Origin of the sequence: Oribacterium sp. Sow4_G1_1, assembly GCF_052116105.1 — a bacterium.
In the GTDB taxonomy this organism is placed as follows: domain Bacteria; phylum Bacillota; class Clostridia; order Lachnospirales; family Lachnospiraceae; genus Oribacterium.
On record NZ_JBQKLS010000006.1, the window covers coordinates 1 to 20643 of the forward strand.

Consider the following 20643-nt stretch of genomic DNA (forward strand, 5'->3'; position numbering starts at 1 on the left):
TGAACCTGCAAAGAATAGCATTTGGAATTACTTAATTCCACTATGGCATTTGGAATAAGTAAGTTCCATCTTTGGAAGAAGAGGGGTGGAAGTTAGTTTGACAAGTCACTGGGGCGCCGGTGTTTGTGAACTGTGAGAATTCCGCTTTACATTTGGCGGTCGACGTGCTATATTGTAATGGCGTTTTGAGGCGCATGCTACTGTAGCACAGTCGGTAGTGCATCTGATTCGTAATCAGAAGGTCACCGGTTCGAATCCGGTCAGTAGCTCGATATTCTCTTGTGACAGCAGTGTCAATCTGAACTAGAGTGACTACCGTTAAATCGTAAAGCGAATATTACCGAAGACAGAGTCCTGGTTTCAGATGCGAGAAACCAGGACTTTTTTTGTAACACAGCTGACGGACGCGTCGGCGTTACTGCGCAAACGTTGTTCAGTCAAGGCTGCCCTCAGGGGCGTCTATGCAAAGGAGATTCCAGTGAAAAAAATAATAAGTGCAGCCATAGCGACCGCGGCTCTGACCATCACAGCGACGGTGACAGCATTGGCCGGAAGCTGGGGACAGCAGAACGGTTCGTGGGTGTATCTGAACGACGCCGGACAGCTTCAGACGGGCTGGGCGTGGATCGATGGCAACCAGGACGGCATCGCCGAGTCGTATTATTTTGATCTGAATGGATGCTTAGCGACCGGTACGACGACACCGGATGGCTATACCGTGAATTCGGATGGCGCCTGGGTACAGGATGGAAGCGTGCAGACGAAGGTGATTCCTCTTTCGAATCCGAATGCGCTGGGCCGTCTCGGTACGGTAGCTGGCAGCTCGTCGATGTCGAGCGACAGCTTCCTGGTCGCAGGCAGTGCATACGAGAATGGCAAGAATTATATGCATTCACAGGAATCACTGCAGCAGGTCACCGGTCGTAAGGATATCGTAAATTTCGCGCGGCAGTATGTCGGTGCAGGCAAGCTCCGCTATGGTGCTGGTACGAATCTGAACGGTGGGCCGGTGGACTGCTCTGGTTTCGTGCTCGCCGTCTTCCGTCAGTTCGGCATTTCGCTTCCGAGAACCTCTGCCGAGCAGTGCGCAGCTGCTCCGCGTTATGTTTCTGAGGCAGAGATGCTTCCGGGCGATCTGATTTTCTATGGTAACGGTGGTCGCGTGAATCATGTCGCCATCTATACCGGTGAGAATTCCATCGTCCATGCGACGAACAGCTCCCGCGGCTGGGCCTTCGAGGACAGCGGCTCTTCTGCGATACACTACGCACCGATCATCGCCATCGGGCGGTACTGGTGATATAATCCTGCGCGCGGTATGAATGTACTGCCGGGATGTTCATGCAGTTATGGTCTGGAAACTTCGCGCATGACGCCTGCGGATTATCCCGGTTTGACGGATCGTGTCAGGGTGTGTTGTAGAAGCGAAAATCCGGCGCGCGGTGAACCCGTAAAGGTCGACAGCATTGGCGGAAGCACGTGGAGGTGCACATGTTTTTCTTCTTCGGAATCATGAATGATCAGAAGAATCTCGATTTTCATCAGCCGATGACCTGCGATGTGTGCGGGCGCATGGGGCAGTACCAGGTGTTTGTGACGTATATGGTGCTGTCGATTTTCTTCATTCCGATTTTTAAGTGGGGGCGTACGTACTATGTGCGCACGAGCTGCTGCGGCTCGCTGTATCAGCTTCGTCCGGAGGTCGGTCGCGCGATCGAGCGTGGAGAGAACGTTGCGATACAGCAGACGGATCTCTACCTCGAGCAGCGTGGGCAGGCCGGCGGGCAGAATCGCTCGGCTGGTCAGCGTGAGCAGGACGATGCTGGTGCGTGGCAGTCGCATGGTGCGGATCAGACGTACTGGCAGGCCGGCGCGGCGTGTGGGCAGAATACGGCCGGGGCTTCAGCAGGAAGTACGCAGCAGCGGCTCCTCGAGCAGCAGGGCAAGTGGACGAAGGTCTGCTACAATTGCGGCTACACCACGACGGAAGACTTCGAGTACTGCCCGAAGTGCGGGAAGAAGTTCGAGTATACAGAACAGAAGTGATATCGTGGGTCGAAGCTCGAGTTTAAGGATAGGAGAGAACATCATGAGTAAAGTGGTTCTGGCCATCGTCTTTATCATCATCTGCCTGAGTGTCATGATCGGCATCCCGGTGTATCTGTACAGGAAATATAAGAAGCTGCAGAAGAAGTGAAGTATGCGACGAGCGGTCCAGCTAGCCGCCATCCGGGTTGAAATTTCCGGGTCGTCGCACAGCCAAAACCACATGACAGGGGGACACAATTATGTTAAACGCAGTAGGCCGGGACATCCCGGACGAGATTCTGAAGCGTTATGGGAAAGAGCCGTTCCGGGGCAGCAGCTACCGGGACGACAAACCATATACGAAGGCGGCGCCGACGGTGCGCGGCATGGTCGACCCACGGAGAAGTAAGATGGTCGGCAGTATCCGCGAGGCACTCGAGAAGTGCGGCGCGCGGGACGGCATGGTCTTTTCCTTCCATCATCACTTCCGCGATGGTGACCACATCGTCAATATGGTGCTCGAGGCCGCACAGGAGATGGGCCTCCGTGACCTCACGATCTGCGCGTCGTCGCTCGGCAAGTCGCACAGCCGCGTCGCACAGATGATCGAAGAGGGCACCGTCATCGGCATCCAGACCTCCGGCATCCGTGACCGTATCGGCGAGGACGTATCCTTCGGCCGACTCGCGACACCGGCGATCATCCGAAGCCACGGCGGCCGCGTGCGCGCCATCGAAGAAGGGGACGTCCACATTGACATCGCATTTATCGGTGCGCCGACTGCGGACGAGTATGGCAACCTCCGCGGCGTCGGCGGCAAGAGTGACTGCGGCGTGCTGTCCTACAGTGTCGTGGATTCCCGCTACGCCGACCACGTCGTCGCCATCACCGACACCATGGTGCCGTTCCCGAACTTCCCGCCATCCATCCCGATGGTCGACGTCGATTATGTCTGCGTCGTCGACGAAATCGGCGACCCGGCGAAGATCGCGAGCAACGTCATCCGCATGACCCAGGACGTCCGCGAGCTGAAGATGGCTGAAGACTGCGCACGCGTCATGGCCGCGACCCCGTACTTCCGCGACGGATTTTCCTTCCAGACCGGTGGCGGCGGCGCATCCCTCGCCGCGACCCGCTTCCTCGAGCCGTTCCTCGCCGAGCGCCAGATCCATATGAGCTTCGCCATCGGCGGCATCACGAAGCCACTCGTCGACCTCCTGCATAAGGGCTACATCCGCACGATCGTCGATGCTCAATGCTTCGATCAGACGGCCATCCAGTCGATCCGAGAGGACCCGCAGCACTACGAGATCTCGACCTCCGAGTACGCGAACCCGCTGAATAAGGGAGCCTTCGTCAACAAGCTCGACTTCGTCATCCTCGGCGCGCTCGAGATCGACACCGACTTCAACGTGAACGTCACCACCGGTTCCGACGGCGTGCTCCGCGGCGCCCCGGGCGGACACCCGGACACGGCAGCCGGATGCCAATGCTCCATCATCGTGGCACCCCTGATCCGTGGTCGTATCCCGACCGTCGTCGATCGCGTCGTGACCTGCGTGACCCCGGGTGAGAACATCGACGTCCTCGTCACCGACTACGGCATCGCCGTGAACCCGCGCCGGAAGGATCTCCTCCAGTGGCTCCGGGATGCGAAGCTCCCGCTCATCACCATCGAAGAGCTGCGTGACATCGCATACAGCATCGTCGGCCGCCCGGACCCGATCGAGTTCCACGACGAGGTCGTCGGCATCATCGAGGCCCGTGACGGCAGCATCATCGATGTCGTGCGCCGCGTCGAACCGCAGAAGCCGTTGCACTGGATTGTGTAAGTTTGCCGGCCACCAGCTCCTCTGGAGCGAGCATCGCATTGCGATGCAATAAAAGAGTAGAAAAGCAGCTCCGCGAGGGCTGCTTTTTATGTTGGGCTCCAGACCAGCTTGGCTGCTGTAGGATGCCTGCCGGTTATGCCGCTGTGCACTGCACGTTATAGAAGCAGGCGTCGAAAAACGTCTGGTTATACTTGACTAATTAGCAAACATCACCCGAAATGCCGTAAAAAATCTGTAAAAATTGTGTATAGACCATATAAAATCCCTGTTTTTTCTTCTGAATACATGCGGTATAATGAAACAAACTGGGCTTTATACAGCGGCGTGTTTTTGTACTGCGCACGTTAAAAAAATAACGAAACGGACGCCAGAAACGTTCCTGCTGTAAAGATGGGAGAGCACCTCATGCGAAGACCATGCCGGCCACGATCTGCCACATGTATTACGATCGCGGCGACGGCCGGCCAGGAAATCCGCCTGGACTGGTTGTGAAACCAGAAGCAGCGCCGCCCGGTATTACATAAAGCAAGACTGAACCGAACATCCTGTGGCGATGACGCCACGAATATTAAGGGAGAAACCATGCTGACAATACTAGTGAGTCTTTTGGGAGGCCTCGGCCTGTTTATCGCAGGTATGTACATGATGAGCCACGGTATCGAGAAGGTCGCCGGCGCGAAGCTGCGCAGTATCCTCGAAACCTGCACACACAACCGCCTGACCGGCCTTCTGGTCGGACTGTTCTTCACCGCCGTGATCCAGTCCTCCAGCACCGCCACCGTCATGGCCGTCACCTTCGTAAACTCTGGCCTCATGGCGCTGAACAACGCCTGCGGCATCATCCTGGGCGCGAACATCGGTACCACCGTCACCGCGCTCCTCGTCGCCTTCCGCCTCTCCGCGATCGCACCGATCTTCGTGTTCGCGGGTGCCGTGATGATGAACTTCATCCCGAACCAGGTGGTGAAAAAATCCGGCGAAATCGTGATGGGCTTCGGCCTCCTCTTCGTCGGCATCTCCACGATGTCGGCGGCGATGGGCACACTCCGTGACATCCCGGAAGTCATCCACTTCCTGTCCTCGTTCACGAACCCGATCCTCGGCGTGCTGATGGGCTTCGTCATCACCTCGATCGTGCAGTCCTCGTCCGTCACCGTCTCGATCCTCGTCGTCATGGGCGCACAGGGCCTCGTCGACCTCCGGATCTGCATGTTCATCATCCTGGGCTGCAACATCGGCGCATGCTCGAGCGCGATCCTCACCGCGATCCCGTGCAAGAAGGACGCGAAGCGTGCCGCCCTCATCCATCTGCTGTTTAATGTCTTCGGCACCATACTGATGTTTGTCCTGCTGCTGTTATTCGCGCCGCAGATCGAGATGATCATCCGGACGATCGCCGGTACCGGTGACGACGCCGGCTCCCTCGGCAGAAGCATTGCCTTCGCACACTTCCTCTTCAAGGTGTTCCAGGTGATCGTGTTCTACCCGTTCATGGACCAGATCATCCGCCTCACCTACGTGCTCGTGAAGGGCGAGGACGAGGTGCAGAAGGATGGCGCGTACGAGCTCCAGTACATCAACCTCAGCAAGCTCCCGAACCCGGCCGTCGCGATCTACATGGCGCAGCAGGAGATGGAGCGCATGGCCCGTATGGCCTTCGAAAACCTGAACGGCGCAGTTCAATGTCTCCTGCGCGATGACGCAGATGGCCTCGCGAAGATCTACGAAAACGAGCATTATATCGACTGGCTCTCCGAGCAGATCAGCACCTACCTCACGCGTATCAACCAGAACGCGATCCCGCTCCGTGACGCCGACCTCATCGCCGGATACTTCCATGTGAACTCCGACATCGAGCGTATCGGCGACCACGCAGAGGACATCGCGGACATCCTGAAGGATTTCAAGCTGAAGAACGTACAGCTGAGCACCGAAGGGAAGGAGGATATCAAGGGTATGCTCGACGTCGTCAACAAGCTCATGAAGGACTCCCTCGACATCTTCGCCACCGGCGATATGACCCACCTCGAAGAGGTGCGTGTCCTCGAGGACCGGACCGACGAACTCGAGACCAGCCTCCAGGATCGCCACATCCAGCGCCTCAGCGCCGGCAAATGCTCCGGCGAAGCCAGCGTCTCCTTCTCGGACCTCGTATCCGGCCTCGAGCGCGTCGGCGACCACGCCATCAACATCGCCTTCTCACTCTACGAAGCAAAATCACACACCCAGCCAGGCACCGCGAAAATCGCGAAACCGTAAAAGCGAGGGCAGGAAAAGAACAGGGGCTGTTGCACGACCGGATTGAAAAATCTGGTTGTACAGCAGCTTTTCTTTCGAATAAAGCATCGCGTGTCCAGCCGTTACTGTTCAGACAGGGTGATGTCTTCATCCTCGTTTGATTTTTTAGAGATGTCTATGCCGAGCGTCTCTTTTTGTTTGTTTGCCCACCCCATTCGACTGCCTTTATCTATTTACATATCGGTCCCGCCCCGTGCAAACAAACAAAAAAATCGACGATTTTTTCTTTGCGTGGGGATGCCGCGCTGGAATACTGCTCGATTTTCAGACGATCATCGAGCGCGGCCCGGAAATTTTCACTGGCGAACCGGGTGAAATAGATGAAGATGGATGGCACTATCCAATAACCAGTTGTTTTCGAAATCGTGGATATTTTTAACACCATCTATCATTTTTGTGTACGGAGCTAAACTATCTAAGATTTTCAAATAGGGCACTTATTGGATAGTTTTCTGCGAAATCAGGCATACGCATATAAGCGTACTATCGAATAATCCTCGCTTTTTAAAATAGTGGATATGTATTTCTGGCTTCAGAGAAGAGTTTCTTTTGGCTGATATCCAATAAACCTTCTTTTTTTAAATACTGGATACGCGAGCCCAGATTCCTCTTAGGAAATAAGGCTTTTCGTATCCAGTATTTTTGAAATCGCCTAAGAGTGGATAGTTTGCAGCCACCTGTCATGCTTACAGTCAAAAAACATATCCAGTATTTTCATCATCAAACCATATTGGATAGTAACGTTGACCAGGGGCTGCGAAGGGGCGACAATGGAATACTGTTCCTACGTTGCTGCCCCTCCGGCTCCTGCCTGAATCCGGTTGACGAGGGAACAGTAATGTTTGGTCAGTAATATGCGCGCGGATGCAACTATATTTAGTTGCATCCGCGCGCTTGAAAGTATATACTACTACCAGAGCCTATTTCTTTATATGAGCGCTACTTATTATATTGCCACATGGAGTATGCCTTATGGGACAGAAGGAAAAACTTATTCAACGATTGAAATCAAAACCGAAAGACTTCACTTTTGATGATGCCGAAACATTACTTAAGTATTTGGATTATGTTCGTTCGAATAAGGGTAAAACAAGCGGTTCGCGTGTTATGTTTATCAACGAGGAACATGGAAGTATTTTACTTCATAAGCCACATCCACAGAAAGAGCTGAAATCTTATCAAATCAAACAATTGATAGAAATATTAGAACAGGAGGAACTCATATGAATAATACAATTCAATATAAAGGATATGTCGGAAGTGTTGAATTTTCTGAAGAAGATGGTATTTTTTACGGTAAAGTTCTCGGCATCCGTTCATTGATTTCCTACGAGGGGGAAAATGCGAAAGAACTTTTAGATGATTTTCACGGTGCAGTGGATGATTATCTGGAGTCCTGTAAAGAGCTTGGGAAAGAGCCTGAGGTTGCCTTTAAAGGCAGTTTCAATATCCGCCTTTCCCCTGACCTCCATAAAAAAATATTTATTTACACCGCTGCACATCACATGACGATAAATAAGTATATCGAAAAAACGCTTGAAGATTCCCCAGCAGCTCAAGTTGTAATTTGAAATTTCTCGTATGACCAATACCATCCAGAATAACAGTAAAGTCTAGCTTATCAAGCATCAAAACAGGGATTGACCACAACGGTCAATCCCTGTTCCTTACTATACCATATTCAATTGTTTACAGGAACATGCTGAGCAGTGCGCCCATGCCGAGTCCCATGAAGTTTCCGACGGCGCCGCCGAGTACACCCATGAGTACGCCGATGCCAGCGTAGGAGGTGTCATACGCAGTCGCGATGATCGGAGCGGTCGCGGTACCACCGATGCAGGCTACGGAAGCGGTCGAGCACATGCAGAGATCCCAGTGGAAGAGCTTCGACAGGAGGAACATGAGCACAACGTGTACAGCGATGATCGCGATACCATAGACAACCCACATCGGAGCTGCGAGGAGGTCGACGAGGGTCGAGGTCGACGCCAGCATGGAGATGACAGTGTAGAGGTATAAGCCGGAGAGCTCGGAAACGCCCGGGAGTTTACCGATCGGCGTCATCGCAGAGATCAGACCGAGAATCGTGACGAAGAGGGTCGTGCAGGTTCCCTTATCAAACATCGCGAGACCGACACTCTTAAAGAAGGTGCCCATCTGTGCACCGACGAACTGACCGAATACCGACACCATCAGGCTGACGCTGAGCAGGATGACGAGATCATTGGCTGACGGATGCACATTCTTCTCACGCTTCACCTCTTCATTTGCAACTGCAGCGATCGCATCGAGCTTCGAGGTATCTGCCTTGGTTGCCTTGTTCCACTTCGGAGCGAACTTTACAGCGAAGAGGAGCAGCGCGATCCACATGGAGTAGCACGCAGTATCGAGTGCCAGCGCACAGGAGTAGGCACCACCGTCGACCGGAAGGGCATCCTGCATCGCCGCCATGTTCGCAGAACCGCCGACCCATGACGCATAGAGCGCAGCCGTCGCACCCCAGGTCTTCTCTGCGCCACCGAGGGCGTTCACGAAGAGTGGGTAGAGCGCGAAGAAACCGACGCCGAGTGTGACCGCACTGCCCATGAAGATGCAGATCATACGCGGTCCGAGCTTCGCGAGCTTACGGAAATCGCAGCGCAGCAGCATGATGAAAATCATCGCATACAGAAGATTATTCTTGACTGCACCGTACGCCGCACGACATCCGTCGGAATCGTAGAAACCGATGGTGCAGAAGAACATGTTGATGATGTAGACCCACACGATCGCCGGAACGTAGTTGAAGATCTTCCACTTCGCGTACTTCTCCAACGCGAGGATGATGCCGGACAGCATCAGCAGGAAGGCGATGTAAGTAAAGCCGTTTTGAATTGCAAACATAAAGATACACTCCTTTTTATTTTTTACAGCGGTGAACGATTCACCACTGCAGTTAACATAGCTCTGTGTTCGGCCAATGCAGGCATCACGCATCTGGTGGCTCCGCGCGAGCTGTAGCGAAGCGCGGTCAGCCGCCGCGGCGCTGCATGAGCTGGCGCAGGATAGCGCACTGCATATACGTCGTCCGGTCGCCACACCCGGGCAGCGCCCGAGCCGCTTCAGGCAATGTGCCTTCGCGACAGCACACTGGCGCACAGACAGCGCCCGGGCAGCGTCACAGCTGACGCAGAATATGCTCCTTCACAGCGTCGAGCGGGCTCTCTTTCCACGCACCCTTCTCGGCTTCCGCCGCGAGCGCCATGATGACGCTTAAGTCCATGTGCGCGCCCTCGACGTAGCCGTCCGGCTCCGAGCTGTAGAAGTAGCCGTTCCAGGTCTCCTCCGACGCATCCCGGAAGCGCTCCGGCTCAAGATAGAGCATCTTCCGACGCTCCTCCGCGATGAACGCCTGCGCCGACAGTGGTGCGAGCCGCGCATACTCAGCGGCAGAGACATTGGAAAAAATGGAAGGAAGCGGGGCCACATCGATCCGCTCCTCGCCACGCACGATCCGGATACCGAGCGCCTCGAAATCCATGCGCTCCTCCGTGAACAGAAGCTTCAGCAGCACGCCGGTGTCCGTGTACGGATGCACCCGCTGATAATCGGTGTCGAAGATGAAGTTGCCGAGGGAGTAGAAGATGGCCTTGCCGTCGTCGAAGAGCTCATAATTCTCCGGGACATGCGGGTGATGCGCCACGACGACGTCCGCGCCGAGCGCGAGGTAGCGGAGATAGCGATCGCGCGTGTACGGACTCGGCAGACTCGTGAACTCCTCGCCGCCATGCGACACGACCACGCACCAGCGACAGCGCGCCTTGATCTCCGCGATACGCCGCGCGATCAGCTCGAAATCATCCCAGCGGAAGGTCCCCGGCTCTGTCGCCGTGGCCGGGATACACTCTGCCTGGTACGCCACGCAGATCATGCCGATGCCGCCTGCCTCCTCGAGGTAGACCGGCTCCGACGCCTCCGTCTCGTTCATGCCCGCACCCAGCGTCCGCGCCCCGATCGACGCCGCACACTGCTTCGTGCTCCGCACACCCTCGACACCCGCGTCCATCGTGTGGTTATTGCCAATGCTCCAGATATCTGCGTGCATGGCTTCGAGGACGCGCGTCGCCGCCGGATCCATACTGTGGAAGAAGACCCCGCGGGAGCCGTCATCCACCGCGTCGATCAGCGCACCCTCGACGTTCGCGACGGTGTGATCCGCGCTGTGGAAAAACGCAAGCACCGGCTGCGCGAGCAAATTCGGATCCTCCCAGCGCTTATCCATGTACCGGTCGAAACCGATATCCCCGGTGAACACGATCGAAGTGGAAGATTTCGCCATAGAACCTCCTTATGCAAAAAAAGAAGCAGGAACGGAAGAGCAGCGCATCAATGCGCCATGGTCATGGGTTCTTGCTTCTGCCAGGTTATCGAAATGCTATGTGGATATCTCAACACGGTTTATCAAAAATAAACAAAACCGGATAGACATCAAGTAGTATTTTAATGAAAATGAATACATCTGTCAATACACATAACGCTTAGGCATGGCATGGCATGGCAAGTACGGGAGGAAAATTGTGAAAAAAAGATCGGTCGCACCTTTTGGTGCGGCAGACCTTCTGCATCAGCCGTTTGCGGCTTCACTTGTTTTGATTCGGTCGAGGATTGCGAGGCGTTCTTCCTCTGTGAGGACATGCTTGCCTTCGGAGGTTTCACGCGGGTCATCCGCAGGGATTTCGACCACGCCTGGGATCGTGCCGTGTGGTTTATCAGCTTCTGTGGTTGATTCAGCAGCAGTGGAGGAGGCAGCGGTGCCGGCTTCTGTAGAAGCGGCGCTGTGGTTCTGATCAGCTGCCTGTTCGGATTTCGGCCTGTCTGTGCCGGCAGAGGTTTTGCTTCCCTTCGTGCGATCGGTTCCAGCGCCATTTGTTGACTGAGCTGCATCTCCAGACTGCGCTGCGTCCTCTGCTTCACCTGACCTGTCTGCGCTCGCCTGCGCTTTCCCAGTGGCTCCACCAGCCGGATTTGCGGCACCGGTCGCGCCCGGCTTCTGTGTGCTGCCTGTACGTGCCGGCTTCTTCGCAGCCTTCGTGGTTTCCGGCGCGGTTTCCGCGGTGGTTTCAGCGATCCTTCCATCCTCGTCGAGCGGGAGACGCTTGCCGTTTTCGTCGGTCGGGCCGACGTACGCGACCGTCTTAAAGTCGTCGAGTGCAGCCGGGAGCTCGAGGTCACCGCCGAAGAGGATGCCCTGAAGGCCCGCGGCCTGCTCCTTCGTACCGAAGCTGATGATGAGATTACCATCACGGTCGGCGGAGAAGTGGTCGTTCACCGGCACCACCGAGCGGGTAGAAGAGCTGTACGGATTGTTCGCTGTGATGCGACCGAACGGCTTCGTGCCGTCACCGGTCGCGATGTAGAGATCGTTGTCACCGGAAGCCAGCATGTAATCGACACCGACGATGCCACGGAAGAAGTCGCCGGCCACATGCTCGCTGTGACGCACGATGCCATCATCCGCGCTGTTATCCGCCAGCCGCATCTGGTTCTTCCCAAGTGCATAGGTGTAGTCGTTCAGGCGGTTCAGCCCCGCGACCGGGATATAGTGGAACTCATCGAGGGCTTCCACCGCCGGATCCAGCAGCGGCACCTCGTCCGCAGTATAGCCCTGCGCGTTCGCGACCTTCTGATCGATGAACTTCTGCAGCGTATCGGCGAGGAAGCCCTGGCCAGCGTCGTTCAGGTACAGGCCCTCGACGGTGTATTTCTGTATCGCTGCCTGGGCCGCCTTTACCTGTCCATCTGCATCGTCAGCCTCTTCCGTAGCCGAAGCCACGGCCCCATCGGCCCCAGAGCCAGCGGCCATCGCGACGGCCTTCTGTGCAATCTCCGACGTCGTGGCGCCTTTTCCCGCGCCCTCCGGGTCCAGCATCTCCATGCCGACGTTCACGACATCCGCGTGGTACTGCTTTGAAATCGTGCGGAGCGTCTCCGTGTTCTCATCCGCGAAGCCGAGCTCCGGGCTCGTCAGGGCCTGGCTGGAGAGGAGAGAAATCACCGAGCACTGCCGGTACTTCTCGCGCAGCCCGCGGAGCACCGCCTCATACCAGGTCGGAAACTGCGACGGATCATCCGTCATCCCGAGGCTCACGATCGCGAGATCGTACTCATCCTTCCGGAACGCGTGGGACATCGTGTTGTTCCAGCCCTCCGCCGAGATCGTCCCGTCCTTCGCCACCTCCGCGCGGCCGTCCCCGACCATCTCCGCGAGCATCGCCGTCGCCGCGCCATCCGGCTGCTGACGAAGCGCCGCCCATGCCCCGAAGCCGCCATTCTGCTCAGACAGCGAAACATTCGTCAGCTCCACGGTCACACCGTACTTCATCGCCAGCGACGCCTTCAGCCGCTGTGCCCAAGAACGCGCCGCCTGCGACGCACCCATCCCGGCACCATAGCCATCACCGACCACCAGCACACGCACCGGCAGCTGGTCCTGCAGCCGCTGGTAGAAACTGTCGTTCAGCTGCCGCTCGAGTGAAAGCCGCTGCTGATCGGAGAGCCGTTGCTGCGTCGCCTGATCGAACACCTTCTTATTTTCCGCGCGCGCCCACTCCTGGTACGCCGCCTGCGTCTGCCGGTCATGGTAGAGCACGACCCCCGTCGCACCCACGATCAGCACCGCCAGCACGACCCCGCCGGCCTTCAGCAGCCCCGGATTCACCGAACCACGCTTATCACTTCTCATCACAACCAAACCTCCCCATATCAGGCCAATGCATCCGTCGCCGACATCGTCGTCTTCCAATCATGTACCGTCCCCGGAAAAATCCACGAAGCGGTCATACCTGTACCCGTTTTCTATCCCTCATTCTAGCGCAGTCGTTCAGTGATTGAAACCATAATTTATGTGGCATTTTGTGCCCACTGCAGTATACTATAAAGTCGAGGTCCGTCCGCACGGCCTTGCCACACGTCATCCCGCTGCCACGCGCAGCTCAGCATAGGAGAGAGCATATGAAAAACGAAAACCACTCGAAGGAACAGCTTCGGCACCAGCGCCGTCGCCCGATGCGCATCTTCGTCGGCGCGATCCTCTGCATCGCCGCCGTCGGTTCCGCCTGGACGATCAGCCAGTACCGCGCGCGTAAAGCCACAGAGGCGGCCAATGCAGTTGAGTAGATAGTAATATTATGAATATAGAAGAACAAATGTACTTGTAAAAACGATATTTAATAAAAACAGCCGGTAGAATTTGATTTTGATAAAGAAGTAAAGAAATGGTGGCGGGGCAACCTCGTGAGTAAGGAGTATAATGGGTCAGGTGTTTGAGGGGAAGTGGGGTGGTCAAAAGTATAGACAGCGTATGGTATACTAAAGGAAACAATTAGAAGGGGAGGCTACAATAGGGCCGGGTACCATAAATATTAAATCCAGTCCCTGTTAAAAGGGAGTGATGGTGAAAAGCTTGTTTAAAGGGAGGAGGATAAACATATGCCTACAACTGAGATTAATGAGTTAACAAATAGTTTTGTTAAAGACTTAATGCCAATACGAATCTATTTGTTTGGATCTTTTGCAGAAGGAAAACAGAATGCAGACAGCGATTTTGATTTTTATATCATTGTGGATGATTCGCAAAAGGATATGCTTGGGCTTACGGCTAAAGCGTATAAGGCGATAAGGCATAAGCAAAAGCGATCTGTTGACATCATAGTAAATACGGAAAAGACATTTGAAGACAGAAAAGAAAAAATCGCTTCCGTGGAGAGTGAGGTGGTACAGAAGGGGGTGCTGCTATATGGAGCATGAAGACATCATGTGGATTGAGTTTGCAAAAACAGATCTTGGAGTAGCGGAGCATCTTGATAAACAGTACTATCCAAAGCCATCGGAAATCATTTGCTATCACTGCCAGCAGGCGGTAGAGAAAGCAATCAAAGCAATCATTATATCGTATGGTGCACAAGGCGGGATGCCGAAGAAACACAATCTCTCATTTCTTCTGGAGCAAATAAAGAACAAGGTGGAAATTCCAGAGAAGTATTATGATTATGCGGATGCATTAACGCCATATGGAATCGCAGTACGGTATCCAAATGAACTTGACATTGAAGAACGACATGTACGAGATGCGTTACTATATGCAAAAGAAATTGTAGGTTGGGCAGAGAAAATTGTGGAGCAGAAAGAATAGAATACCAGATGAAATCAACAGGGGTCGGGAGGTCGTGAAGCGGATTCCGGAAGCATTGGCCGCGGGATGCGGTGCGGACGCTCCGGGAAGTTTCGAGGCGTGGCTGAGCCGGCAGGTGCCGATGCACGCGTTTGTGATGCCCGGGAAGAGGTATGACGTCGGGGACGTGGAGAGCTACCGAAGTGTATGTCGGGTGTTGAGGGGACGAAAAGTTGATGAGAAGTGAAGACGAGGTGGTCGGCTGCATTGGCGAAAGGAATCTTAGTTTAGGCAGATGAGTGGAAAAACGAGAAGATGCCAAAATGAGAAAAATAGATGAAAATACATAAATGTTTTCCTAAATGGGAAAATAAATTGAAAATCGGCAGGGGATGTGCCATACTGGAGAAAAGGAGGTGCGTCTATGGTTGAGCGTAAGGAATACCTGGATCAGTTGTGGGCATGGAAGGATGAGCAGCAGATAAAGGTCGTGACCGGAATTCGTCGCTGTGGGAAGTCTGTTCTTCTGGAGCAGTATCAGCATAGGCTTCTGGCACATGGTGTCACACCGGATCAGATTATTTCGATCAATTTTGAAAACCTGGATTACGAGGATTTAAAGGATTACAGGAAACTGTATCAGTATTTGAAGGAACGGCTTTGCGCTGAGAAGATGACCTACATTTTTCTGGATGAGATTCAGGAGGTTCCTTCGTTTGAGAAGGTGGTAGATAGTCTGTATATCAGAGAGCGTGTGGACATATATCTCACAGGCTCCAATGCATATATGCTGTCAAGTGAGCTTGCGACGCTTCTGTCAGGTCGTTACATAGAGATCAGGATGCTGCCGCTTTCTTTCCGTGAGTATATGACGGTGACGGGGATGGCGAAGGAGGATGCCTTTGCAGAGTTCATGAAGACTGGTGGGATTCCGTATGTTGCAGTGATGGATCGGACGGACGAGAAAATCGATCAGTATCTGGAGGGGATCTATAACACAGTGATCGTAAAGGATATCGAGCAGCGGCAGGAGCGGAGAGAAGTGGAGGGGCGTGGACGTAAGGTGACGGATATCACTTTACTTAAGACGATCGCACGGTATCTGGCCAGCGTGATCGGCAGCCCGGTGTCGATGAAAAGCATCACCGACTATCTGATCTCGTCGGGGCGCAAGGTATCGCAGAATACGGTAAGTGATTATGTGGAAGCCTTAACGGAGTCCTTCGTTTTTTATCCTGTGGAGAGATTTGACATCGTAGGAAAGCAGCTTCTGAAGATCAACCAGAAGTACTATATGGTGGATATGGGCATCCGAAACCACATTCTTCCGAGAAAACGATATGATCTCGGATTTACGATCGAGAATGTCGTTTATCTGGAGCTTGCCAGACGAGGATACAAGGTCAATATCGGTAAATATGGCTCTACTGAGGTCGATTTCGTGACGCAGAAGGATGGCGTGATTACCTATTATCAGGTGACGGCGGATATGACCGCAGAGGAAACGTTTGAGCGGGAGATGAGGCCACTGCGGAGTATTCAGGATAATTATGAAAAGTTCGTGCTGACGCTGGATCGCTTTTCGCTCGGAAACTACGAGGGCATAAAGGTCGTGAACGTCATCGACTGGCTGTTGACGTGAGATGATCTTAAGAATTTCGTAAGGGGGTCTGACCCCATAAACTCCAAGTTTAGAATTTGTTTAGAAAAATTTAATGGGGTCAGACCCCATAAACTATGGTGACGATTTAGCTGTGCTGACGTTTTATTTTTATCGCCGGGAGGACGTGAAGCGGATTCCGGAAGCATTGGCCGCAGGCTGCGGCGCGGACGCTCTAGGAATCTTCGCGGCGTGGCTCAGCCGGCAGGTGCCGATGCACGCGTTTGCGATGCTGGGGAAGCGGTATGACGTCGGGGATGTGGAGAGCGACAGGGAAGTGTGTAAGGTGTTTTGGGTGACGAGCTCCTCCGAGTCGATGAACCCGTGACCGCGGTCTGCATTGGCCGGAACAAGATGAAAATTTTGATAGGTCTTTATGAGTTAGCTAAAATATCATATAATAAAATTAGCTAATAAGGAGGTGCTGTTATGATTACTGCGACCGCAACTGCAACCGAAATGCAGAATAATTTCGGAAGGTATTTAAGCCTTGTAATGTCAGGGCAGGAAATTATCGTGACGAAGAATGGCCGGGAAGTCGGACGTTTCATTCCGAAGGATGCCACTGTGTCGTATCTTACAGATTCCCTTACTGGAATTCTGAAAGAAGACTATGATTTGGATGAAGTCAAGGCAGAAAGCATGAGGACGAAATATGGTTCTGTTGATTGACACGAATGTTATTCTGGATGTGCTGATTAACCGTCCGGAATTCGTAAAAGACTCCTCTATGATCTGGAAGCTGTGTGAGACAGAACAGGCAAGGGGATACATTTCCACGTTGACCTATGCCAATATGATGTATGTCATGCGCAAGCAGATGACTCCAGACCAGATTGCAGAGATTTTCCGCAAACTGAGTCTCATATTTGAGTTTGCTGATTTTAGTCCGGCTGTTCTGGAAAGGGCAGTAACCATGAAGTGGAAAGACTTTGAGGATGCTGTTCAGAGCGCAACAGCAGAAGCTGTCCATGCCGACTATATTATTACGAGAAACCTTAAAGATTTTACGCAGAGCAGGGTGATGGCTTTTACTCCATCCGAGCTACTGGCAAGAATCTAAAATCCGGTGCCCGCGGAGGAAAGCAGGCAACGGATGTCGTGATGGGGTCTGACCCTATAAACAAACAGCGCCCGGCGGTATCGCCGGGCGCTGTTGCGTCATGACATATAGAAGGTTTTATACCATTCGGCGAAGGCGCGGAGGCCCTGGCGGATGTTGATTTCCGGGCGGAATCCGTAGTCCCTTTCGAGGGCGGTGCTGTCCGCGTAGGTGACAGGCACATCGCCCGGCTGCATTGGCACGAGGGACTTATGGGCGTCGAAGTCGTAATCCGGAGGCAGGACGCCGGCGCGGACGAGCTCCTCCTGGAGGGTCGTGATGTAGTCGAGGAGGTTCTCCGGGGTGCCACCGCCGATGTTGTAGACGGCGTATGGCGGGATCGGGAGGCCGTCGGGGCCGTTCTGCTTCTCAGGTGCGCCTCCCATGACGCGGACGATTCCTTCGACGATGTCGTCGATGTAGGTGAAGTCGCGCTTGCAGTTTCCGTAGTTGAAGATCTGGATGCTGTCGCCCTTCACGAGGCGGTTCGTCGCGGAGAAGTAGAACATGTCCGTGCGGCCGGCCGGGCCGTAGACGGTGAAGAAGCGGAGGCCGGTGGACGGGATGTTGTAGAGCTTCGAGTAGGCGTGGGCCATGAGCTCGTTGCTCTTTTTCGTCGCGGCGTAGAGTGACACCGGGTGGTCGACCGGATCGTCGGTGCTGAACGGGACCTTTTTGTTGCCGCCGTAGACGGAGGAGGACGAGGCGTAGACGAAGTGCTCCATTGCGTCGTCGTGGCGCGCGGCCTCGAGGAGGTTGTAGAAGCCGATCAGGTTCGAGTGAATGTAAACGTCCGGGTGGTCGATGCTGTAGCGCACGCCGGCCTGGGCGGCGAGGTTGACGAGGACGTGAAAGCGGTAGGTCGCGAAGAGCTCGTCGATGAGTGGCTTGTCTGCGATGTCGCCGCGGATGAAGACCCAGTGGGATTTTGAGGACTGCGCGGCCTCTTCGACCTTCCGGAGGCGGTACTCCTTCAGCTCGAGCGGGTTGTAGTCGGTCATGCAGTCGATGCCGACGATCGTCGCGCCCTGCGTGTCGCGCAGCAGCCGCGCGCAGAGGTTCGAGCCGATGAAGCCCGCTGCGCCCGTGACGAGGATGGATTTTCCGTCGAGGGATACGCTGGTTTTCTCTATTTTCTTTGATTTCTTTGTGTTCTCTGTGTTATCCATATTTTCCATATTCATGTGATGTGGTTCAGACCCCCCGGGGGTGATTGGCTCGGGGCGGTTGCCCTGGCCCATCTTAAGAATTTCGTAAGGGGGTCTGACCCCATAAACTCTAACTTTAGAATTTGTTTAGAAAAATTTAATGGGGTCAGACCCCATTAAATTTTCGGCGGGGTCAGTTGTTGTGGAAGAGGTCACGGGTGTAGACCTTTTCGCGGACGTCGTCGAGGACGGTGTCGTAGCGGTTTGCGAGGATGCAGCGGCTTTCGGACTTGAACTCGGCGAGGTCGTTAACGACGCGGCTTCCGAAGAAGGTGCTGCCGTTTTCGAGGGTCGGTTCGTAGATGATGACGCGGGCACCCTTCGCCTTGATGCGCTTCATGACGCCCTGGATCGAGGACTGGCGGAAGTTGTCGGAGTTCGCCTTCATGGTCAGGCGATACACACCGACGACGGTTTCCTCCTGGAGGGCCTCCTGCTGCTTGTTGTAGCCTGCATTGGCCTCATATGCGTCGGCGATTTCGAGCACGCGGTCTGCGATGAAGTCCTTCCGGGTGCGATTACTCTCGACGATCGCCTGGATCAGGTTCTCCGGGACGTCCTGGTAGTTCGCGAGAAGTTGCTTCGTGTCCTTCGGGAGGCAGTAGCCGCCGTAGCCGAAGGATGGGTTGTTATAGAAGTCGCCGATGCGCGGGTCGAGGCAGACGCCGTCGATGATCTGCTGGGTGTTGAGGCCCTTCGTCTCGGCGTAGGTGTCGAGCTCGTTGAAGTAGGACACGCGGAGCGCGAGGTAGGTGTTCGCGAAGAGCTTGACGGCCTCGGCTTCGGTGAAGCCCATGAAGAGGGTACGGATGCCGGTTTTGATCGCGCCTTCCTGGAGGAGTGCGGCGAAGCGGTGCGCGGCGTCGACGGAGGCCGGGTCGTTTTCGTCACAGGACACGATGATCCGGGACGGGTAGAGGTTGTCGTAGAGGGCCTTCGACTCGCGGAGGAACTCCGGGGAGAAGAGGATGCGGCTGGTGCCGTACTTCGCGCGGATCGAGGCGGTGTAGCCGACCGGGATCGTGGACTTGATGAACATGTAGCAGTGGTCGTTGCACGCGAGAACCTGCTCGATCACGCTTTCGACGGCGCTCGTGTCGAAGTAGTTCTTCTTGCTGTCGTAGTTCGTCGGTGCCGCGATGATGACGAGATCCGCGGACGCGTAGGCAGCGTCGGACGGGTTCTGCAGGCCAATGCCGGTGGTGCCGTCGCTGGCCGGTGCGGTGTCGGCAGCGGAAGCGGTGTGGATGGTGGCGGCGACCGGGTTCTGCAGGCCAATGCCGGTGGTGCCGTCGCTGGCCGGTGCGGTGTCGGCAGCGGAAGCGGCGTGGGTGGTGGCGGCGACCGGGTTCTGCGGGCCAATGCCGGTGGTGCCGTCGCTGGCCGGTGCGGTGTCGGCAGCGGAAGCGGCGTGAGAGCCGGCGCCGTCGGCGTGCAGGCCGGTGTTCAGGACGGCGTGGAGGTCGAGCTTTCGTGTGCCGGCCTTCGCCTCGGCGAAGAACTTCTCGATGTACTCGTCCTGGATCGGGCTGATCCAGGCATTGAGATCCTGCACCTTCTCCTCGATGATGTCGACTGCGGTGACGTGATTATGCTGTGCGAGCAGCGTCGCGAGCGACAGGCCGACGTAGCCCGTTCCGGCTACCACGATGTTCATCGGAGACACCGGCGCGAGCGGGTGGATGCTGTCGTCCTCGAACATATCGCAGAGATCGAAGTGCAGCGCGCCCGCGAGCTGCTCGAGCTGCTCGATCGACGGCGTGAAAGCCTGCCCCTCGATCCGAGAAATCAGCGCACGATTGATACCGGTACGATCCGCCAGCTCCTGCTGCGAAATCTTCTGTGACTTCCGCAGTGACGTGATCGTATCCGCCAGTTTCTGAGTAGAAAGCTTCTTCATATATACCCTCGATTCTGAAAGTTTATAAAAATTTAATGGGGTCAGACCCCCTTACAGCCGGCTTAAGAATTTCGTAAGGAAAACTTCATGGGGTCTGACCCCATTAAATTTTCCTAAACAGAATCTAAACTGCCGCGGAGTGATTAGGCTCCGGGCGGGTGCATTGGCAGGCAGGAGTGGCAGACCGGTGATCTGCAGATGCACTGTGTGTTACTTTGAGTAACGTGCTCGCCTGCGGCGTGACGTAGGTTAAAACACATACAGTATAGTGCATGAGATATGGAAAGACAAGAATTCAAGAAAAAAAGTTTCTGCGAACTTGCGGAAAGGCGAAGGATGGAAGATGAAGCCTACTTTTGAACGTTATTCAGAATAACATCTTAAGAATTTCGTAATGGGGTCTGACCCAATTAAATTTTTCTAAACAGAATCTAAACTGGAGTTTATGGGGTCTGACCCCATAAAC

The 20643-nt window shown here is 54.7% G+C and carries 18 protein-coding genes and 1 tRNA gene; 14 read left to right on the forward strand and 5 right to left on the reverse strand.

From position 1 onward, the window contains the following. Positions 1-196 precede the first annotated feature (196 nt). The 7 genes from ACTQ52_RS05415 to ACTQ52_RS05445 all read left to right on the forward strand — a co-directional run bounded on the left by ACTQ52_RS05415 (position 197) and on the right by ACTQ52_RS05445 (position 7729). Positions 197-269: transfer RNA gene (locus ACTQ52_RS05415), tRNA-Thr, on the forward strand. A gap of 209 nt (positions 270-478) precedes the next feature. After that, positions 479-1300, forward strand: a complete 822-nt coding sequence (locus ACTQ52_RS05420) for an NlpC/P60 family protein (protein WP_441981999.1) — start codon at positions 479-481, stop codon at positions 1298-1300. Positions 1301-1491: 191 nt separating this feature from the next. Continuing rightward, entirely contained in the window at positions 1492-2046 is a 555-nt protein-coding gene (locus tag ACTQ52_RS05425) for a zinc-ribbon domain-containing protein (RefSeq protein ID WP_441982000.1), read from the forward strand. Positions 2047-2288: 242 nt separating this feature from the next. Then, positions 2289-3860 carry a citrate lyase subunit alpha gene (gene citF / locus ACTQ52_RS05430; protein ID WP_441227321.1) on the forward strand — a complete coding sequence of 524 codons (1572 nt, stop codon included), beginning with the start codon at positions 2289-2291 and terminating at the stop codon, positions 3858-3860. 582 nt (positions 3861-4442) lie between these two features. Next, complete coding sequence (locus ACTQ52_RS05435) at positions 4443-6119, forward strand: Na/Pi cotransporter family protein (protein WP_441982001.1); 1677 nt, start codon at positions 4443-4445, stop codon at positions 6117-6119. A gap of 1011 nt (positions 6120-7130) precedes the next feature. After that, positions 7131-7385 (forward strand): type II toxin-antitoxin system HicA family toxin, encoded by a 255-nt coding sequence (locus tag ACTQ52_RS05440; protein WP_441982002.1) that lies wholly within the window; start codon positions 7131-7133, stop codon positions 7383-7385. Beyond that, positions 7382-7729, forward strand: coding sequence for a type II toxin-antitoxin system HicB family antitoxin (locus ACTQ52_RS05445; RefSeq protein WP_410043256.1), 348 nt, complete (start codon positions 7382-7384; stop codon positions 7727-7729). The genes ACTQ52_RS05440 and ACTQ52_RS05445 overlap by 4 nt, the downstream gene beginning before the upstream one ends. Positions 7730-7847: 118 nt before the next feature. On the opposite strand, the gene ACTQ52_RS05450 is transcribed toward ACTQ52_RS05445, so the two are convergent. The 3 genes from ACTQ52_RS05450 to ACTQ52_RS05460 all read right to left on the reverse strand — a co-directional run bounded on the left by ACTQ52_RS05450 (position 7848) and on the right by ACTQ52_RS05460 (position 12882). After that, positions 7848-9041, reverse strand: coding sequence for a DUF819 family protein (locus tag ACTQ52_RS05450; RefSeq protein ID WP_441982003.1), 1194 nt, complete (start codon positions 9039-9041; stop codon positions 7848-7850). A 274-nt stretch (positions 9042-9315) separates the two neighbouring features. Beyond that, entirely contained in the window at positions 9316-10476 is a 1161-nt protein-coding gene (locus ACTQ52_RS05455) for a CapA family protein (protein WP_441982004.1), read from the reverse strand. A gap of 285 nt (positions 10477-10761) precedes the next feature. Continuing rightward, on the reverse strand, positions 10762-12882 hold the full coding sequence (locus ACTQ52_RS05460) for a hypothetical protein (RefSeq protein WP_441982005.1): 2121 nt from the start codon (positions 12880-12882) through the stop codon (positions 10762-10764). A 266-nt stretch (positions 12883-13148) separates the two neighbouring features. Here ACTQ52_RS05460 and ACTQ52_RS05465 point away from each other — a divergent pair, with 266 nt between their 5' ends. From ACTQ52_RS05465 to ACTQ52_RS05495, 7 genes are all read left to right on the forward strand, one after another. Then, positions 13149-13313 (forward strand): hypothetical protein, encoded by a 165-nt coding sequence (locus tag ACTQ52_RS05465; RefSeq protein ID WP_441982006.1) that lies wholly within the window; start codon positions 13149-13151, stop codon positions 13311-13313. Positions 13314-13625: 312 nt separating this feature from the next. Then, on the forward strand, positions 13626-13943 hold the full coding sequence (locus ACTQ52_RS05470) for a nucleotidyltransferase domain-containing protein (RefSeq protein WP_410044095.1): 318 nt from the start codon (positions 13626-13628) through the stop codon (positions 13941-13943). After that, the gene (locus tag ACTQ52_RS05475; protein WP_441982007.1) at positions 13933-14328 is read left to right on the forward strand and encodes a HEPN domain-containing protein; all 396 of its coding nucleotides are present in this window, start codon (positions 13933-13935) and stop codon (positions 14326-14328) included. Before ACTQ52_RS05470 ends, ACTQ52_RS05475 begins: the two co-directional genes overlap by 11 nt. A 403-nt stretch (positions 14329-14731) precedes the next feature. Then, the gene (locus ACTQ52_RS05480) at positions 14732-15949 is read left to right on the forward strand and encodes an ATP-binding protein (protein ID WP_441227131.1); all 1218 of its coding nucleotides are present in this window, start codon (positions 14732-14734) and stop codon (positions 15947-15949) included. Between the two features lie 112 nt (positions 15950-16061). After that, positions 16062-16295, forward strand: coding sequence for a hypothetical protein (locus ACTQ52_RS05485; protein ID WP_441982008.1), 234 nt, complete (start codon positions 16062-16064; stop codon positions 16293-16295). Positions 16296-16396: 101 nt separating this feature from the next. Next, positions 16397-16639: a type II toxin-antitoxin system Phd/YefM family antitoxin gene (locus ACTQ52_RS05490; protein WP_410044198.1), complete on the forward strand. Its 243-nt coding sequence runs from the start codon at positions 16397-16399 to the stop codon at positions 16637-16639. Further along, on the forward strand, positions 16623-17030 hold the full coding sequence (locus ACTQ52_RS05495) for a PIN domain-containing protein (protein WP_441982009.1): 408 nt from the start codon (positions 16623-16625) through the stop codon (positions 17028-17030). Before ACTQ52_RS05490 ends, ACTQ52_RS05495 begins: the two co-directional genes overlap by 17 nt. A 98-nt stretch (positions 17031-17128) precedes the next feature. Here the strand turns inward: ACTQ52_RS05495 and ACTQ52_RS05500 are convergent, their stop codons facing one another. Beyond that, positions 17129-18238, reverse strand: coding sequence for an NAD-dependent epimerase/dehydratase family protein (locus tag ACTQ52_RS05500; RefSeq protein ID WP_441982010.1), 1110 nt, complete (start codon positions 18236-18238; stop codon positions 17129-17131). A gap of 172 nt (positions 18239-18410) precedes the next feature. Further along, positions 18411-20177, reverse strand: a complete 1767-nt coding sequence (locus tag ACTQ52_RS05505) for a nucleotide sugar dehydrogenase (protein ID WP_441982011.1) — start codon at positions 20175-20177, stop codon at positions 18411-18413. Positions 20178-20643: the final 466 nt, after the last annotated feature.

What these genes read in the sequence shown, in the direction of transcription:
- ACTQ52_RS05440 (WP_441982002.1), top strand. Translation starts at nt 7,131, where the DNA reads ATGGGACAGAAGGAAAAACTTATTCAACGATTGAAATCAAAACCGAAA.
- ACTQ52_RS05465 (WP_441982006.1), top strand. Translation starts at nt 13,149, where the DNA reads ATGAAAAACGAAAACCACTCGAAGGAACAGCTTCGGCACCAGCGCCGT.
- ACTQ52_RS05470 (WP_410044095.1), top strand. Translation starts at nt 13,626, where the DNA reads ATGCCTACAACTGAGATTAATGAGTTAACAAATAGTTTTGTTAAAGAC.
- citF (WP_441227321.1), top strand. Translation starts at nt 2,289, where the DNA reads ATGTTAAACGCAGTAGGCCGGGACATCCCGGACGAGATTCTGAAGCGT.
- ACTQ52_RS05490 (WP_410044198.1), top strand. Translation starts at nt 16,397, where the DNA reads ATGATTACTGCGACCGCAACTGCAACCGAAATGCAGAATAATTTCGGA.
- ACTQ52_RS05455 (WP_441982004.1), bottom strand. Translation starts at nt 10,476, where the DNA reads ATGGCGAAATCTTCCACTTCGATCGTGTTCACCGGGGATATCGGTTTC.
- ACTQ52_RS05450 (WP_441982003.1), bottom strand. Translation starts at nt 9,041, where the DNA reads ATGTTTGCAATTCAAAACGGCTTTACTTACATCGCCTTCCTGCTGATG.
- ACTQ52_RS05435 (WP_441982001.1), top strand. Translation starts at nt 4,443, where the DNA reads ATGCTGACAATACTAGTGAGTCTTTTGGGAGGCCTCGGCCTGTTTATC.
- ACTQ52_RS05475 (WP_441982007.1), top strand. Translation starts at nt 13,933, where the DNA reads ATGGAGCATGAAGACATCATGTGGATTGAGTTTGCAAAAACAGATCTT.
- ACTQ52_RS05505 (WP_441982011.1), bottom strand. Translation starts at nt 20,177, where the DNA reads ATGAAGAAGCTTTCTACTCAGAAACTGGCGGATACGATCACGTCACTG.
- ACTQ52_RS05500 (WP_441982010.1), bottom strand. Translation starts at nt 18,238, where the DNA reads ATGGATAACACAGAGAACACAAAGAAATCAAAGAAAATAGAGAAAACC.
- ACTQ52_RS05445 (WP_410043256.1), top strand. Translation starts at nt 7,382, where the DNA reads ATGAATAATACAATTCAATATAAAGGATATGTCGGAAGTGTTGAATTT.
- ACTQ52_RS05480 (WP_441227131.1), top strand. Translation starts at nt 14,732, where the DNA reads ATGGTTGAGCGTAAGGAATACCTGGATCAGTTGTGGGCATGGAAGGAT.
- ACTQ52_RS05495 (WP_441982009.1), top strand. Translation starts at nt 16,623, where the DNA reads ATGGTTCTGTTGATTGACACGAATGTTATTCTGGATGTGCTGATTAAC.
- ACTQ52_RS05425 (WP_441982000.1), top strand. Translation starts at nt 1,492, where the DNA reads ATGTTTTTCTTCTTCGGAATCATGAATGATCAGAAGAATCTCGATTTT.